The following is a 16,845-nucleotide window of genomic DNA, read 5'->3' as shown; positions in this document are numbered from 1 at the left end:
AAGCAATTGGACAATGCCTTTGCGACGGGCTTGCGCATGAGCAATTATTTATTCTCTGCCCAAAACTAACGGATCTTTGTAAATACATCTGAAATTTTAACTTGAATAAAAATAGGGGAAAAATAGATAAAAAAATCCCACTATGAAAAAATACACCTTGACAAGTGCACATGATTCATAGTGGAATAGTGTCTTAACAGGACTTGCTAAAAGACCAATCCAATATTCTAATGGGATGAAAGCGCTGCCGCAGTTTAAATACGGCCATGCCTACGTATGCTATTATTATAAACAATATTATATCCTTACACAATCTATTTATCAAAAACTTACAAATAATCATTTTTTGAAGGAGAAAAAGATCATCATGTCCAAACAAATCCATGAATTTAACGATATCATCCGCAAACTTCGGAAAAATCTTTTTGGCAAAGGGCCGGAACGCATCCATACGGTTTTCATCAACGATATGGCCATTTCAACGCTTTACGGAAACTTGAGCCCCTCGGAAGAATTTATTGCGCGGACGGCTGAGGGCAGGGAAATGGTCCACGCAGCCCGCACAAGGATGATCCAAACCGTGTACGCAGAAGCTGCACCAGAAGGCATGGAAGAATTGGTCGGCGCAAAATTTCTTCACCTTTTCTCCGACATCAAAGTGGAAGATGATATCGCCGTATCGGTTTTTCTTTTCGATCGCCCGATTGACCAGAATACTGGAACAGGAGGAAAACCAGATGGCGCAAGATAAAACACGCACCATCCGCCGCTATGAGCGGGGAATGTTTACTGAAAAAGAAGACCGGGTAGTAGTCGAACAGCCGCTGACGATCAAGATCAATGGCAAGGAATTCATCACAATCGTCTGTTCACCGGAATATGTTGAAGAGATGGCCATTGGCTTTTTGGCATCTGAAAAAATCATTCCGAATTACAAAGATATCGAAGAAATTCGGGTCGATGAAAAAAGCGGAACGGTCCATATCACAGCAGCTAAAGTTTATTCGTTTTTTGAGCAGCTGCAAAACAAACGCTTTATCAGTTCCTGCTGCGGCATGAGCCGCCAAGGGTTCGTGTTTGCACATGATGCGATGATTGCGAAAAAAATGGACAGCACACGCGTAACATTGACGCCGGAAAATTGTTTCAGCCTGATGGAGCAACTGGCAGACTCCGCTGAAATGTTCAAAAAAACGGGCGGCGTTCACAATGCTGCGCTTTGCGATGCGGATGGCATCATCGTGTCGCGCATGGACATCGGGCGGCATAACGCTCTCGATAAAATTTACGGCTACTGCCTGATGAACAACATCAGCGTTGCAAACAAAGTCATCGTTTTCAGCGGCCGCATTTCTTCTGAAATTTTGCTGAAAGTCGCAAAAATCGGCTGCGAAATTGTGCTGTCAAAATCAGCTCCAACAGAACTTGCGCTGGCACTTGCAGAAGAATTGGGTATTACGACCGTCGGTTTTATCCGCGGACAGTCTTTTAATGTCTACACAAATCCGCAGCGCATCATCGGCGCATAGCAGCTTTTTGCAAAAAAGAAAAAATGGTGACAAACAAAAAGCGCGGTGATATGATTCTAAACGTCTTAATATTTCGAAATCGAACACCGCGCAAATCTTTGGATTATTTTGGAATACAAATTTTGGGGGTTTAAAAAGTAAGCGTTTCCGAAAACCGATGAATTAGACATTCTAAGTTCATTTTACATAAGCATAAATAAGATTTTAGGAGGCAAGCGCAAGATGAAAAAGAAACCGAAAAACAGGTGGCTCATTGCCTTATCGGCAGTCGGCATCCATATTTCCATCGGATCTGTTTACGCATGGAGCAATTTCACCAATCCGTTGATTGATCAATTCGGCTGGACCACAAGCCAAGTGCAGCTCACATTCAGCATCGCCATTTTATTTTTGGGCTTATCCGCTGCATTTTTCGGCAGTTTTGTAGAAAAATACGGCCCGCGCAAAGCTGGGCTGGTAGCCGCCATCTTTTTCGGAACGGGCATTATCGGTTCTGGATTTGCGGTAGGATTATCCTCCTTGCCGCTGCTGTACGTCTTTTACGGCGCACTCGGGGGCATTGGACTCGGCATCGGCTATATTGCACCGGTTTCGACTTTGGTTAAATGGTTCCCGGACCGCCGCGGGCTGGCAACCGGACTGGCCATTATGGGATTTGGCTTTGCCGCTGCAATCAGCAGCCCAATCATGGAAATGCTGATTACCTCAGTCGGCATTGAAAATACGTTTTACATTCTAGGGGCATCTTATCTGACGATCATGGTGCTGTCTTCTTTATATCTTGAAAAACCTCAGGAAGGCTGGATGCCTGAAGGATATCAAGAAAAACTGGATACCGGAAAGGTTCAGCGTAAAATGGATTTAGCCCAATTGACAGCGAACGAAGCCGTAAAAACAAAGCGCTTCTACTACCTGTGGTTCATGCTGTTCATCAACGTTACGTGCGGCATTGCCATCCTGTCAGCAGCGAAACCGCTTGCCATCGACAGCATCGGCATGACGACCGTTCAAGCAGCTGCATTGGTCGGTGTGCTTGGAATATTCAACGGACTGGGCCGCTTAGGCTGGGCGACGATTTCCGATTACATCGGGCGTCCAAACACCTATACCGCATTCTTCGCCATTCAAATCGCGTTGTTTGCCTTATTGCCATTTACGTCCAACGCTTTGCTGTTCCAAGTGATGCTGGCAATTGTCTACACATGCTATGGCGGCGGATTCGCTTCGATTCCGGCTTACATCGCGGATATTTTCGGCACGAAACAATTAGGTGCAATCCACGGTTATATTTTGACTGCTTGGGCTGCGGCTGGGCTTGCCGGACCGATGTTTGCGGCGTACATGAAAGACCAGACAGGCAGCTACGAAGGAAGCCTGCTATTTTTCGCTGGCCTCTTCGTCATCGCACTGATCATTTCACTGGTTATCCGAGTGGATATTAAAAGAATCCGTTCGATTAATAAAAAAACTTCTGTCAAACCCGTCAACAAAGTGGTTAGTGAGTAATTTCCGAAAAGCAATCGGCCGTGGAATCTTCGGATTTCGCGGCCGATTTTATTGTTCTATCAAATTTGCTGTAAAGTTTTCTGGCTTTCTTGAATGTTATTGGCGTAGAATGGCAATATTGATAGGAAAAATTCACTTAAACCCTTTGTTGGTAGAGGAAGTGGCATTATGCGATTAAAAAATAAATTCATGCTTTTGGCTTTATCAAGTTTTTTCATGGGAGCTTGTGCTGCAGATCCTGCAGCCGAAGAAGAAACCTTGATGGTATCAGCGGCTTCAAGTTTGTCCAGGGCAATGGATGAGCTTGAAGCTGGTTTTGAACAGGACAATCCCGGAATCGACCTTGTCACCAATTTAGGGTCGTCCAGCAAATTAAGGAATCAAATAGAAAACGGTGCACCTGCAGATGTTTTTTTGTCAGCGAGTGCCGAAGATATGGAGCTCTTGGTGGAAGATGACTTAGCGGATGCAAGGAGCGTTTCACCGTTTGCCGGAAATAGTTTGGTACTGGCCACATCTACTGAAATTGGTGAAGAGGCGGATGTGCAATCAATTTTAGCATCGGTAGACGGTACATTCGCCATTGCGGAACCTGTCAGCGTTCCGCTCGGCAGCTACACAAAAAAAGCTTTGGAAGCGATTGGGATGTGGCAGCCGTTGGAAGGGCAGTTGATTTATGCAAAAGATGCTCGCCAAGTCGTGACTTACCTGGAAAGCGGAAATGCAAAAGCTGGAATCATTTATGCATCTGATGCAGCATTGTCGGTACCCGTAGACAACATGGATAAAATGCCGCTTGAAAGTACGGAAATCAGATACCCCGCCGCTATCCTTTCAAATTCCGAGAACCCGGATGATGCCGGAAAGTTTCTGACTTATCTTTTGTCCGAAGAAGGGCAGGCTATCATTGAGGACTTCGGCTTCTTGACAACTGAAAGGCTGCAGCCATGATGCCATATGATTTGTCTCCGTTATTTTTGTCGGTGAAAGTGGCTTCCATTTCAACCATTTGTGTGTTTATCGTCAGCGTTGCATTGGCACGGCTGATGGCCAGGAAGGATTTTTTTGGTAAAAGTATAGTGGATGCATTAATCCTCTTGCCGCTGGTGTTGCCGCCGACGGTCATCGGTTTTGCGCTCATCGTCTTATTTGGCGTAAACGGGCCGCTTGGTATTCTCCTTGAAAACCTTTTCGGCTTTCGGGTGGTTTTTACATGGATCGGTGCAGCCATTGCTTCGTTTGTGGTATCGTTGCCGCTCATGTATCAAAGCGCGCTCGCCGCATTTGAAAAAGTGGATCCGCGATGGGAAAATGTCGGCCGAACGATGGGTGTTTCGGAATGGCGGATTTTCCGGACGGTCACATTCCCGCTGGCATGGCCGGGTATTCTGGCAGGCGTGATTTTGGCATTTGCACGGGCCATAGGCGAGTTCGGAGCTACGCTGATGATCGCCGGCTACATACCGGGTCTGACTGAAACCATACCATTGGCCATTTATTTCGCCTATGAAGCGGGGCAGATGGACAAAGCCGTTTTCTGGGTTGTCATCATTTCAGCGCTTGGCGTCGCGGCGATCAGCTGGATCAATTATTGGCGCAAAAAAAATGCCATCCGTATCGGAAGGGAATGACGTTGGATGCTTACCGTAAATTTCGCGAAAAAGCTGGATCATTTTAACTTGGCCATGGAGTTTTCGATGAAGGATGAAATCGTGGCATTGATCGGGCCATCAGGTTCAGGGAAAACAACGCTGCTCAATTGCATCGCTGGAATTACACAGCCGGACACAGGGGTCATTGCGCTGAATGGTACGGTTTTTTATCAAAGCGGCCAAAAGCCGTTGAAAATCCAGAAACGAAAAACCGGGTATTTGTTCCAGGATTATGCTTTGTTTCCGCATCTTTCGGTGGAAGAAAACATATTATACGGCACAAAGCGAGGCAGTGATTTGTCCCATATCACCGAATTGTCGAAGCTGCTTGGCATCTCGGGATTGCTGGATAAATACCCGCACCAAATATCTGGCGGGGAAAAGCAGCGAGTCGCTTTAGCCCGGGCTTTGGCAGCTAAACCCGACATCCTGCTGCTGGACGAACCATTTTCAGCTTTGGATGATGATACGCGAGCAAGATGCCAGGAAGAATTGTACCGGATTCACGAGCGATGGAAGATACCAGTAATTTTTGTGACCCATTTAAAAGCGGATGCGGAAAAACTCGCTGACCGCATCATCAAAGTGGACCAAGGAAAGATGGCGGAACAAGGAATGATGGGAAGAGGTGGGGAATTTGGAGGAGAGATACTCAAGGCAGACTTTATTTAAACCGATAGGATTTGATGGACAGGCATCAATCCAAAAAGCGGTAGTCACGATTATTGGGTGCGGGGCATTAGGGTCCGCAATCGCGGAGTCGATGGCACGTGCCGGTGTGGGAGAAATCCACTTAGTCGACCGGGATTATGTGGAGTTTTCAAATCTGCAGCGCCAGCAGCTTTTTACGGAGGAAGATGCGGAAGCGATGACGCCAAAAGTGGTTGCCGCGGAAAAAAGGCTGAAGGCCATCAGAACGGACCTTCAACTCCATATATATCTTGAAAATTTGGGTGCCGAATTGATGGAAACACTCATAAAAAAAAGCACCCTTGTCATGGATGCGACTGATAATTTTGAAACGCGGCTGTTAATCAATGATGCTAGCGTAATGTACGGCGTGCCTTGGATTTACGGAGCATGCGTCGGAAGTTCCGGTGCAATTTTCCCGTTCGTTCCGGGTGCCGGTTCGTGTTTTCGCTGCCTGGTTCCTATGCTGCCGGCAGTCAATGAAACATGTGATACGGCAGGCATTATTTCACCAGCTGTTCAAGTGACCGCAGCTTTGCAATGCGCGGAAGCGATGAAATGGCTGAGCGGAAACGAACAAGCCATGCGTAAAAAAGTGCATTATTTCAATTTATGGGACAATACCCAATACGATATCGGCATCGCGCGCATCAAAAACATCAATTGTGAAACTTGTGGTGAGAACCCGCTGTTCCCTTCACTTGCGCGGAATTCAGAAGGCTTGTACGCGGTGTTATGCGGGAGGGAAGCTGTTCAGATTTTGCCGGATCCGGAGCGCAGCATCACGCTGGATGACGCGGAATTTGCAGCACGGAGGATTGGCGCGGAAGTGAAGCGCACACCTTATTTTGTCCAAATGCAGGTGCTTGGTTTTCGAATGGTATTTTTCGGAAACGGCCGCATGATCATCCACGGCATCCGCAATATAACGGAAGGCCGAAAAATTTATCATCAACTTTTTGGTTAGACTGAAGGAGGCTCTCCCATGTCAGAAATTTTTCACTTGGAACAGCGCATCTCAATCGCGATTTTGACGGTCAGTGATACACGAGACCTGAAAACCGACGAAAGCGGACAGCTTATCCAAAAATTGGCGCAAGAAAAAGGCCTGGTAATAGCGGCTTATGAAATCGTCATGGACGATGCAGACATAATCCGGAATACCGTATCCCGTCTGCTGGAACAAGAATCCGTTGATGCTGTTATTACCACGGGCGGCACGGGAATTGCCAAACGGGATGTCACATTTGAAGCGGTTACGCCTTTATTCGAAAAGGAGCTCCCTGGTTTTGGAGAGCTTTTTCGTTTCCTCAGCTATACAGAAGACATCGGTTCGAAGGCGCTGCTGAGCCGTGCCGCTGCCGGTACGTCAGCCCATAAAGCGCTGTTTGTGTTGCCGGGTTCCCGCGGCGCTGTCCGCCTGGCCATGGAAAAGCTCATTTTGCCGGAAATCAGGCACATCATCTTTGAATTGACGAAGCATCTTCAGGTGCGGGAATAATCGCCGGATTTGCCGCCTGATTTTTGCAGCAGCATCGTCGGTCCGATGACCATTTCCTTGCCAGCCGCTTTGCACATATCGTAGATTGTCAGAGCAGCAGCTGAAGCAGCCGTCAACGCTTCCATCTCGACGCCGGTCGGGCCGGTCGTTTTCACAGTAGTGGAAAGCATGACTTCGTAATGGTTTTTGTCTTCGTCAACTTTCCATTCGAAATCGATATCCACGCCGCTCAGCGCTAATGGATGGCACATCGGAATGATTTGCGCAGTGTTTTTCGCTGCCATGATGCCTGCGACTTGGGCTACTGCGAAAACGTCCCCTTTTTTATTAGCCCCGTCTTTAATTTGGCTGTAAATGTCTTTGTTAACAATAACGGAAGTCTGTGCACGGGCGATGCGGACAGTTTCAGCCTTGCCGGAAACATCGACCATTTTTGCTCGGCCTTGCGTATTGAAATGTGTTAATTCGTTCATATAGATCATCCTTTTCACATATAATGATGAAAGTATAACATGGATTTTAAGGAGTTGGAGCCAGTGGTTGAAAAGCGAATACCGATGCAAGTAAAAGATGCGGTTGAAATGGTGATAAGTCATGCCGGTAGAATCGCTTCTGAAATAGTGGCATTAGAAGACAGCTACGGGCGGATATTGGCACAGCCATTGAAGGCGACGACCGACGTACCGCCTTTCAACCGTTCGCCTTACGACGGCTACGCCATCCGGTCAAGGGATACTGCGGGGGCATCAGGCACTTCCCGCGTCACCTTCAATGTCATCGATCATATCGGCGCAGGCGAAGTTTCAACTAAAACGCTGAATGCCTTTGAAGCCATCCGTATCATGACCGGAGCCCAGCTGCCCGCTGGTGGGGATGCGGTCGCTATGTTGGAGCAGACGGTTGAAAACGGGCAGTCGTTCACGCTTCGCAAGCCTTTTGATAAGCTTGAAAACGTGTCGCTGCAAGGCGAGGATGTAGCGAAGGGTGAAGAGGTCATAGAAAGCGGCAATCTCATCAACCCGGGAACGATCGCTTTATTGGCGACTTTCGGCTATAGCCAGCCCCAAGTGGCGAAATTGCCGATAGTAGGCATTCTGTCAACGGGCACCGAGCTGCTCTCGGTAAGCGACGCTTTAGTTCCAGGGAAAATCCGCAACAGCAACGGGCCGATGATCATGGCACAATTAAAGCGCATGGGAATCCCTTGCAAAATGTACGGTATGTCCATTGACAACTTGGAAGAAAGTTTTCGAGCTGTAAAAAAAGCGGCACAGGAAACCGATTGCCTCATTACAACAGGAGGTGTTTCTGTCGGAGATTTCGATTTTCTGCCAGCTATTTATGACCGCTTGGGCGCGAAAGTCCTGTTCAATAAAGTCGCTATGCGTCCAGGCAGTGTGACAACGGTCGCCGTGGCAGACGGCCGCTACTTGTTCGGACTGTCCGGCAATCCATCAGCGTGCTTTACCGGATTTGAATTATTCGTCCGTCCGGCATTGCTGAAAATGATGGGTGCAGAAAAACCTTTCTTGCCTCATACCACTGCTTTATTGGCAGAGGATTTTGAAAAAGCCAATCCTTTTACGCGGTTTATCCGTGCGATCTACGACGGCGAAACGGTTCGCCCGGCTGGATTCAATAAGTCGAATGCTGTATCATCTATCGCACGAGGCAATGCATTGATCGTCCTGCCAGGGGGAACCCGGGGATTTGTAAAAGGAAACCGCGTCGATGTTTTGCTGCTCGGAGTGGAAGAAGGTGCAGCCAAGTGGATGGGTTAAGAATTTTGCAAGTAGTCGGCTTTAAAGACAGCGGCAAAACGACCTTTATGCTCGAGCTGATCCATCTCGCGGCGGCAAGCGGCAAAACGGTTTCTGCCGTTAAACACCATGGCCATCCTGAACCGCTAGACATGCCGCCTGCAACAACCGATAGCATGCGCTTTTTCAATGGCGGTGCTGAGGCTTCCGTCGTCTATGGCGGCGGGGTCATTCAACAGCACATCCGAAAAAAAGAGGCGGACGTTAATGAGTTGGTTGCCATGGCTGCAAAGGATGATACTGATTTTATCTTTATCGAAGGGTTCAAAGATGCACCCTATGAAAAAATAGTGCTGATCCGCTCCGACCGCGATTGGGATAAATTAAAATCGCTCAGCCGCATCGCGCTCGTTATTGCACATGAAGGCGTAAGCATAGCAAATGGCGACGTAGTCGGCCGAAACGAAACTGACCGCATTTCTGGATGGTTCGCGGATTGGATAGAGAGGAACTCGACATGAAAACATTTGAGATTGTTTCACATAAGATTGACCCGCAGCATTACGCGGACATGGTCTTGCGGCCGGAAGCAGGAGCAGTGACCCTCTTTACCGGGCATGTACGCGAATGGACAAAAGGCATAAAAACGCTGTATCTGTCATACGAAGCCTACATACCAATGGCAGAAAAGAAGTTAGCACAAATCGGAGCGGAAATTGAAGAGAAGTGGCCAGGCGCAAAAACCGCCATTGCCCACCGCATTGGCGAACTCGCGATCAGCGATATCGCCGTTGTAATCGCCGTTTCGTCCCCACACCGGAAAGCAGCTTACGAAGCAAATGAATACGCCATCGAACGCATCAAGGAAATTGTGCCGATCTGGAAAAAGGAAATTTGGGAAGACGGCGAAGAATGGATTGGCGACCAGAAAAAGAAACCAGGAGGTGCCGTATGATTACCGTACATTATTTTGCTGGATTAAAGGAATTGACAGGCGTTGCGCAAGAACAAGCAAACTTGTCAGGACGTACAGTCGCAGAACTGTGGCAATGGGCTGCAGAAAAATACCCGGGCATTAAAGCCGGAGCTGCGCGCATTGCAGTGAATGAAGAATACGCATTGCCGGAAGACCTGCTGGAAACAGGCGATGTGGCCGCATTCATACCCCCGGTCAGCGGAGGATGATGGAAACGGTCGGGGTTTTGCTTGCCGGCGGCTTGTCGAGGCGATTCGGCTCGCCGAAAGCTTTCGTCGAACTGGATGGCAAAGTATTTTACGAATATGCCTATGCTGCATTGGCAGCAGTATGCAGCCACGTCGTCGTTATCACCCGGCCTGAATTGGAGGGTCGTTTTCCCGATACGCTGGATGCTATAAGTGACAGCCCGAAGTATGCAGGACTTGGCCCGCTTGCCGGAATCTACACGGCGATGTCCGAGCGGCCGGCACGGCAGTATCTTGTTTTGCCATGCGATATGCCGTTCATCAGCGCTTCCGAAACGGCGGCTTTTATGGATTTGGCATCGGATAAAAAGGACATTACTGCAATTCGGGCGGGTGGCCATAACATACCGTTATTCAGCCTTTGGAATGCCCGCGTCCTGGGAATTTTGGAAACGGACTTGGAAAACAGGCAATTACGGGTAATGGATTTTATGGAGAAAGTCCAAACCGAATGGCTTGATAGTTCGGCAGTCGGCAACTTCGAAGTTTTTCGCAACATCAATAAGCCGGATCATTTGAAAGGAGCCGATGAACATGGCAGTGAAACCAATACAAGACCGATTTGAACGGCCAATCCGCGATTTGCGCATTTCGGTGACGGACCGCTGCAATTTCCGCTGCTCCTATTGCATGCCGAAAGAAGTGTTTGGTGATGATTACGCGTTTTTGCCGAAACAGGAATTATTGACGTTTGAGGAAATCCATCGCCTTACCACCGTATTTGCAGCGATGGGCGTTAAAAAGATCAGACTGACTGGCGGCGAACCTCTGATGCGCCGTGGACTTCCAGACTTGGTCAAATTAATCCTCTCTGTAGATGGCATTGAGGACATCGGTTTGACGACCAACGGTTTGCTGCTCGGCGCTCATGCCGAAAATTTATACGCAGCGGGGCTGCGGCGTTTAAACATCAGTTTGGATGCTTTAACCCCAGAGCTTTTCGGCGAATTGAACGGCCGAGGCGTTAAGCCGGATATGATTTTAAAGCAAATTGACTTCGCACAGCAGATCGGTTTTGACATCAAAGTCAATATGGTCGTGCAAAAAGGGGTCAATGAAAGTGAAATCCTGCCGATGGCGGCGTATTTCAAGGAGCGCGGCATCACGCTCCGTTTTATCGAGTTCATGGATGTCGGCAATGATAACGGCTGGAGCTTTAAAAAAGTAGTGACCAAAAAAGAGATTTTAGCAAAGCTTCAGGCTGTTTACGATCTTGAACCAGTCGACGAAGATTATTACGGGGAAGTGGCGAAGCGCTACCGCTTCTCCGGCAGCGAATCGCAAGTCGGTTTTATCACATCAGTGTCGGAATCGTTCTGTTCTACTTGCACACGCGCCCGGTTATCGTCGGATGGCAAATTCTATACCTGCCTGTTTGCCGATTCAGGATTCGATATACGAGAATTGGTGCGTGCAGGCTTGGACGACGCAGAATTATTACGCAAAATCAGTGCGGTCTGGCAGCGACGCGACGACCGCTATTCAGACGAACGCACAGAACTGACAGCGAAAAACCGCAACAAAATCGGCATGTCGTATATCGGCGGCTGAATCAGAGCGTTTATAGTAAATAAATGGTGGGCAAGATCCGTTTTCAAGCGGTATCTTGCCCGCTTTTTTCATGCGTGGAACTATAAGGTTGAACAGTTGATTTGATGATTTGATTTTCCGTAACCAGCTGTATTATATAGCAATTAATGTTCTATTTGTGCTTATTTTGTACCGTAAATAAGCTGAATCGGCGAAGCGTTTACGGATGATAATGGCAGCCTCTTAAATAAGGGGCTTTCAATGTGCTGCAGTCTTTTATAGACGAGAGTGATATACGATCACTTGCAACTAATGGACGGAAGACTCAATACCACCGAATGATTTCGCCAATATGAAGCAGATGCTTTAATTCTGCTGATTCAAATCGCTGTCGTCTACTCAATTATAAGCAAAACGATTATCGAAGATGGCTTCCATTCACGTGAAGATATATACCGAATTGACTAGCAGAAGCTGCCAGATCTTGTTCTGGCGGCTTTTTTACGGCAAAAGCCTTATAATAACCGGGAGTTAATGTTAACATTAGTGAAAAACATTTCAGGATGGACGCAGCCCTTCAGTTGCAGCCAAGAAGGAGGGAAAGGATGGCAGCAGAATTTTTCAGCAGGCACAAAGAGCGGGATGCCCTTTTGCCCGCAAAGCGCAAACAGCTTTTGGAGAAATGCATGGAAGATTTAACCGCTGACAAAAATGTCCTGGCGGTTTATCTGAGCGGTTCACTTGCAAAGAAAACGCATGACCAATATTCGGACATCGATTTGCACATCATTGTAAAACCCGGCCGTAAAGCGGAATTCATCCTCAATAAGAAAACAAGATCGGAACGATGGGGAGAGGTGCTTTTCCACGAAGGCATTAACCCCGTAGCTCCATATATCGTCAGCCATTATAGTAGTTTTGTGAAAATTGACAGCTGGTATCATGCCCCAGATGAAATCAAACCGTCGCATTGGCTTCAAAAAGCCCAAATTCTGTATGATCCTGAAGATATTCTGAAAGATATATTGGCCGCATCTGTCCATAAAATTTATCAAGTGTCTGTTGAAGAAGTGGAGATGTGGAAAGGGAAAGTCCTGGCTTTTGCGCACGAAACCTACCGGGCAGCCATGCGCAATGAATCCTATTATGCTGCTGCAAACTTGGACCGGTTGCTCAGGTATATTGTATCCGGCTGGTTCATGGAAATGGAGCAGCATTTTGATGGCGCTTTCAGCAGCTGGTCAAAAGTCGAAGGCGGCAGAAGCGATTTAAACGAACGGGAATTGAAGCTTCTCAGTGAGTGGCAATCAGGCCGCAATAACGAGGACATCATGGCAGTTCTCGAACAGACTGTGCCCGAAATTCTCCGCCTGAACGGCGTATTGAGCCGGAAAGTCGGCATTGAAGAAAACCAACAGCTTATGGAGCGTATTCTACGTATGGCCTATTAATCAATCATCAGGGAGTGGACCGCAATGCCTTTGGAAATTATCAGGAACGACATAACAAAAATGCACGTCGATGCCATCGTCAACGCAGCAAATTCAAACCTTCAGATGGGAGGCGGCGTATGCGGAGCTATTTTCCAAAGGGCAGGTGCCAGCGAAATGCAAGCCGCGTGCGATCACATTGGCAATTGTCGGATAGGGAATGCGGTTGCGACGCCGGCATTCAAACTCGATGCCCGCTATGTCATTCATGCAGTTGGCCCGGTTTGGCAAGGCGGCGGGAAAGGAGAAGAACAGCTTTTGCGCTCCGCTTATTCCACGTCTCTCCATCTGGCACATGAGCTGGGCTGCGAATCGATTGCTTTTCCGCTCATCTCTTCGGGGATTTACGGCTACCCAAAAGACCAAGCGTTGGACATTGCTGTTTCAGAAATCCGCAAATTCCTGCAGAATCATGAGATCTTGGTATATCTGGTCGTTTTCGACCAAAAATCCTTTGTCATAAGTGAAACGCTGGCCGATTCCATCAATTCCTATATTGATGAACATTACGTAGAAGAAATGGCCGTGCGCTACCCGCGTTTTGAACAGGAAGACAGGATAGAAACGATACTTCAAGAGTCTAAGATAGAAATACCTAGTTCGCTTGAAGATTTCCTGGCGCGCATCGATGAACCGTTTTCGGCGCGTCTTCTGCGCTTTATTGACGAAAAAGGCATGGAAGATGTCGAAGCGTATAAAAAAGCCAATGTCGACCGCAAGCTATTCTCTAAAATAAGAAATTCACCTTCATACACACCGATGAAGAAAACAATCATCGCGTTCGCCATTGCGCTGGAGCTAGATTTGGATGAAACCGAGGATTTACTGGCAAGCGCGGGCTATGCCTTGTCGCGCAGCAATAAATTCGATGTCATCATCGAGTATTTCATCGTCCATGAAAAATACGATATTTACGAAATCAATGAAGCCTTATTTTCTTTCAACCAAGTGCTTTTGGGCGCGTGATTCGAATTCGTTTCCATGAAACAGCAGCTCCTCTTTGTTTAATGGATTCCGGACAGGGAACTTAGATAAAGAGAAAAGCTCAATATGGAAAGGATGAGGCAAGATGCAGACATTAAAAGCGGTTTTTTTGAATTGTTCATTAAAAAGTTCGGATGAAACTTCGAATACAGAAGGCTTTATGCACGATGTGCAAAACCATTTCAATCAGCTGGGCGTTGAATCGGAAATTATCAGGCTCGCTGATTGGACGATTGGCTATGGCGTCGAAGAAGATTTAGGCGGCAATGACCAATGGCCGGAAATTCTGGGGAAAGTCAAGACTGCGGATATTGTCATTATCGGAACCCCATTATGGCTCGGCGAAAAAAGTTCGATTGCCACTTTAGCGATTGAACGCCTATACGGCAGCAGCAGCAAAACCAACGATAAAGGCCAATCGGTTTTTTATAATAAAGTCGGCGGAACTGTCGTCACAGGAAATGAAGACGGAGCCAAGCACGCAGCTGCTTCGATTTTATATGGCTTGTCGCATATCGGATTTGTCATACCGCCGAACGTTGATGCTTATTGGGTCGGCGAAGCAGGGCCGGGTGCTTCTTATATCGAAGCCGGCCGGGATAATGAATTCACGCAATCCGCTATTGAACGCCTGGCATACAATACCTATCATTTGGCCGGCTTGCTTAAAAACAATCCTATTCCAGCGGAAGGCAATACGCTCGAATAAGTGCACCCAAATTCAGGCAGGAAGTTATTTGTCGCTTTTAAAGCGACCTTTCCCCTCTCTGGAAATCGTATCCTTAGGTTGTAGACAAAACAACTTAAGGAGGAAAAAAACATGAACAAAGAAATGACGGAATTGGTATTCATCCTGGATAAAAGCGGTTCTATGGCTGGCCTTGAAAGCGATACAGTCGGCGGGTTCAACGCGCTGATCGCCAAGCAGAAAAAAGAGAAGGGCGACGCACGGGTCACTACAGTGCTGTTTAATCATGGCTATGAGCTGCTGCACGACCGCATTCCGCTAAAAGGCGTTGGTCCGATAACGGAAAAAGAATACGAAGTCGGCGGTACGACAGCGCTGCTTGACGCGGTCGGTGCCACTATCCAAAAAATACGCAATGTCCAAAAAAGCACCACTGAACAAGAACGCGTTGCAAAAGTGATTTTCGTCATCACGACGGACGGCATGGAAAATTCCAGTTGTGAATATACACACGAGAAGATCAAGGCCTTGATTGCACGCCAAAAAGAAGAATTCATGTGGGAATTCATTTTCCTTGGCGCAAATATTGACGCCGCTGCGGCCGCAGAGAAATTCGGCATTGGAAAAGAATTCGCGGCCGACTACCATGCAGATGCGGAAGGCACCGAATTGAATTTCAATGTATTGAGCGAAGCGGTCACTTCATTCCGCCACAACGAAAAGCTCGACAGCGACTGGAAAAAAGACATTGAAGCTGATTTCATCAAAAGAAAACGCCAATAATATATAACTGCAAACCGCTCCAGCCGAAGGGTTGGGACGGTTTTTTGGTTTTTGAAACTTTTTTGATTCCAAAAGAGTCTATTGAAGCAAAGGGGGAGTGCGGCATGAAAAAATTGCTCTTTGGAGCTATCGCGGCGTTATTATTATTTGTAAGCGGATGTGGGCAGACAGGCGGCTCTTCAGGTACCGATGTTGCGAACGATGTGGAATTCGGAAAAGACGATTACCAAAACATCACCTTGTCCGGCAATGCTCTTGGTATGTCGGTGCTGCCTGAAATCGAACCGGACAGCAAGGGCAATGCATTCATTTCCCCTACGAGCCTTTATATGGCATTAGCGATGGCTTATAACGGGGCGGACGGCAATACGAAAGAGGAAATTGCCGAAGTGCTGCACACCGAACTGGATGCGGAAGGAATGAACCGCGCGAATGCTTCGCTCCTCGCCATGCTTGATAAAGATTCGGAAGATATCACTTTGAACGTGGCGAATTCCATGTGGCTGAATGGCAAATTTCAATTGCAAGAAGGGTTTGCCTCCAGCAACCAAGATTATTTTAATGCCGAACTCGAAGTGGTCGATGTAGGTGCAGCAGGAACAGTGGACAAAATCAATGGCTGGGTGGAAGATGCGACAGCAGGCAAGATAAAGGATATGGTGGCCGAACCGCTTAACCCCGATCTTGTGGTCATGCTGTTGAACGCCATTTACTTCAACGCCGATTGGCAATTTGAGTTTGACGAAAAACAAACTGCGGCGGCTCCTTTTTACAGTGAAAATGGCAAAGCCATGGATAAGCAATTCATGAAGATTGAAACAGTGTTGGATTATATGGAAACCGATGAATTTCAGGCGGTTGCCTTGCCATACGGTGAAGGGGACATGAGCATGAATGTATTCCTGCCAGCGGAAGGAACGACGCTTGGGGAATTTACAGAAGCATTGACCAGTGAAAAATGGGAAAGCTGGAAAACCGGATTCAATAAACAGCCCGTGTCGATCCAAATGCCGAAGTTCCAGCTATCATATGAAGTGGAGTTGAATGATGTGCTGAAAAAGCTTGGAATGGCTAGGGCTTTTCAAAAAGGGGCGAACTTTTCAAAAATAATTGAAGAAGATGACCCGCTATGGATCAGCCTGGTGAAACAGAAAACCTTCATCGAGGTGGATGAAAAAGGAACGGAAGCGGCGGCAGCGACTGAAGTTGATATCGTTACGGAGTCAGCGGGGCCAGAGGCAGTGCCGATGGTGGTGGACCGGCCGTATTTCATCGCCATCAGCGATGAACAGACAGGAGCAATCTTGTTCATGGGAGCCATTCGCGACCCCCAAGCGGCGCAATGAAGTTTTTTGATTTCCTGTTATAAAAACGCCGCTAAGCCAAAGCTTAGCGGTTTTTGTATAACCTGTTTTTAGCGGTGCCTTTCAAGTTCATGGAAATGAAGTTTATCTGGAAAATAAAATATAATAAGCAAAAAAGCTACCCATTTACTGGGTATTCATGGT

20 protein-coding genes are annotated in these 16,845 nt (G+C 47.4%); 19 read left to right on the top strand and 1 reads right to left on the bottom strand.

Going from position 1 to position 16,845, the window contains the following annotated elements; all coding sequences use genetic code 11:
* The first annotated feature begins 367 nt into the window (after positions 1-367).
* From AC4EHJ_RS02960 to AC4EHJ_RS02925, 8 genes are all read left to right on the top strand, one after another.
* Positions 368-751: a Na-translocating system protein MpsC family protein gene (locus AC4EHJ_RS02960; RefSeq protein WP_490974099.1), complete on the top strand. Its 384-nt coding sequence runs from the start codon at positions 368-370 to the stop codon at positions 749-751.
* Positions 738-1,529 carry a formate dehydrogenase accessory sulfurtransferase FdhD gene (gene fdhD, locus AC4EHJ_RS02955; RefSeq protein ID WP_490974098.1) on the top strand — a complete coding sequence of 264 codons (792 nt, stop codon included), beginning with the start codon at positions 738-740 and terminating at the stop codon, positions 1,527-1,529. Before AC4EHJ_RS02960 ends, fdhD begins: the two co-directional genes overlap by 14 nt.
* A 222-nt stretch (positions 1,530-1,751) precedes the next feature.
* Positions 1,752-3,035 carry an L-lactate MFS transporter gene (locus AC4EHJ_RS02950; protein ID WP_490974097.1) on the top strand — a complete coding sequence of 428 codons (1,284 nt, stop codon included), beginning with the start codon at positions 1,752-1,754 and terminating at the stop codon, positions 3,033-3,035.
* Between the two features lie 168 nt (positions 3,036-3,203).
* Complete coding sequence (gene modA / locus AC4EHJ_RS02945) at positions 3,204-3,986, top strand: molybdate ABC transporter substrate-binding protein (RefSeq protein WP_490974096.1); 783 nt, start codon at positions 3,204-3,206, stop codon at positions 3,984-3,986.
* The gene (gene modB, locus AC4EHJ_RS02940) at positions 3,983-4,666 is read left to right on the top strand and encodes a molybdate ABC transporter permease subunit (RefSeq protein WP_490974095.1); all 684 of its coding nucleotides are present in this window, start codon (positions 3,983-3,985) and stop codon (positions 4,664-4,666) included. The genes modA and modB overlap by 4 nt, the downstream gene beginning before the upstream one ends.
* Positions 4,667-4,672: 6 nt before the next feature.
* A complete protein-coding gene (locus tag AC4EHJ_RS02935; protein WP_490974094.1) occupies positions 4,673-5,359 on the top strand; it encodes an ATP-binding cassette domain-containing protein in 687 nt (228 codons plus the stop codon).
* Entirely contained in the window at positions 5,325-6,344 is a 1,020-nt protein-coding gene (locus AC4EHJ_RS02930) for a ThiF family adenylyltransferase (protein WP_490974093.1), read from the top strand. The genes AC4EHJ_RS02935 and AC4EHJ_RS02930 overlap by 35 nt, the downstream gene beginning before the upstream one ends.
* Positions 6,345-6,362: 18 nt before the next feature.
* Positions 6,363-6,878, top strand: coding sequence for a MogA/MoaB family molybdenum cofactor biosynthesis protein (locus AC4EHJ_RS02925; RefSeq protein ID WP_490974092.1), 516 nt, complete (start codon positions 6,363-6,365; stop codon positions 6,876-6,878).
* Here AC4EHJ_RS02925 and moaC read toward each other — a convergent pair.
* A complete protein-coding gene (moaC, locus tag AC4EHJ_RS02920; protein ID WP_490974091.1) occupies positions 6,863-7,351 on the bottom strand; it encodes a cyclic pyranopterin monophosphate synthase MoaC in 489 nt (162 codons plus the stop codon). The genes AC4EHJ_RS02925 and moaC overlap by 16 nt on opposite strands.
* Before the next feature lie 63 nt (positions 7,352-7,414).
* On the opposite strand from moaC, the gene AC4EHJ_RS02915 reads away from it, so the two are divergent.
* From AC4EHJ_RS02915 to AC4EHJ_RS02865, 11 genes are all read left to right on the top strand, one after another.
* Entirely contained in the window at positions 7,415-8,659 is a 1,245-nt protein-coding gene (locus AC4EHJ_RS02915) for a molybdopterin molybdotransferase MoeA (protein WP_490974090.1), read from the top strand.
* Positions 8,647-9,159: a molybdopterin-guanine dinucleotide biosynthesis protein B gene (gene mobB / locus AC4EHJ_RS02910; protein ID WP_490974089.1), complete on the top strand. Its 513-nt coding sequence runs from the start codon at positions 8,647-8,649 to the stop codon at positions 9,157-9,159. Before AC4EHJ_RS02915 ends, mobB begins: the two co-directional genes overlap by 13 nt.
* Positions 9,156-9,593 (top strand): molybdenum cofactor biosynthesis protein MoaE, encoded by a 438-nt coding sequence (locus AC4EHJ_RS02905; protein WP_490974088.1) that lies wholly within the window; start codon positions 9,156-9,158, stop codon positions 9,591-9,593. Before mobB ends, AC4EHJ_RS02905 begins: the two co-directional genes overlap by 4 nt.
* Positions 9,590-9,823 (top strand): molybdopterin converting factor subunit 1, encoded by a 234-nt coding sequence (gene moaD / locus AC4EHJ_RS02900; protein WP_490974087.1) that lies wholly within the window; start codon positions 9,590-9,592, stop codon positions 9,821-9,823. Before AC4EHJ_RS02905 ends, moaD begins: the two co-directional genes overlap by 4 nt.
* Positions 9,820-10,428 (top strand): molybdenum cofactor guanylyltransferase, encoded by a 609-nt coding sequence (gene mobA, locus AC4EHJ_RS02895; RefSeq protein WP_490974086.1) that lies wholly within the window; start codon positions 9,820-9,822, stop codon positions 10,426-10,428. The genes moaD and mobA overlap by 4 nt, the downstream gene beginning before the upstream one ends.
* Positions 10,397-11,413, top strand: a complete 1,017-nt coding sequence (moaA, locus tag AC4EHJ_RS02890) for a GTP 3',8-cyclase MoaA (RefSeq protein ID WP_490974085.1) — start codon at positions 10,397-10,399, stop codon at positions 11,411-11,413. Before mobA ends, moaA begins: the two co-directional genes overlap by 32 nt.
* Before the next feature lie 584 nt (positions 11,414-11,997).
* Entirely contained in the window at positions 11,998-12,843 is an 846-nt protein-coding gene (locus AC4EHJ_RS02885; protein WP_490974084.1) for a nucleotidyltransferase domain-containing protein, read from the top strand.
* Between the two features lie 24 nt (positions 12,844-12,867).
* The gene (locus AC4EHJ_RS02880) at positions 12,868-13,848 is read left to right on the top strand and encodes a macro domain-containing protein (protein WP_490974083.1); all 981 of its coding nucleotides are present in this window, start codon (positions 12,868-12,870) and stop codon (positions 13,846-13,848) included.
* A gap of 103 nt (positions 13,849-13,951) precedes the next feature.
* Positions 13,952-14,575, top strand: a complete 624-nt coding sequence (locus AC4EHJ_RS02875) for a flavodoxin family protein (RefSeq protein ID WP_490974082.1) — start codon at positions 13,952-13,954, stop codon at positions 14,573-14,575.
* Positions 14,576-14,686: 111 nt separating this feature from the next.
* Positions 14,687-15,337, top strand: a complete 651-nt coding sequence (locus tag AC4EHJ_RS02870; protein ID WP_490974081.1) for a vWA domain-containing protein — start codon at positions 14,687-14,689, stop codon at positions 15,335-15,337.
* A gap of 104 nt (positions 15,338-15,441) precedes the next feature.
* A complete protein-coding gene (locus AC4EHJ_RS02865; protein ID WP_490974080.1) occupies positions 15,442-16,683 on the top strand; it encodes a serpin family protein in 1,242 nt (413 codons plus the stop codon).
* Positions 16,684-16,845 lie beyond the last annotated feature (162 nt).

It is taken from the genome of Planococcus sp. TJ-301 (genome assembly GCF_058268475.1).
Note: the sequence above shows the minus strand (reverse complement) of the source record. Positions and strands in the feature narration are given on the sequence as shown.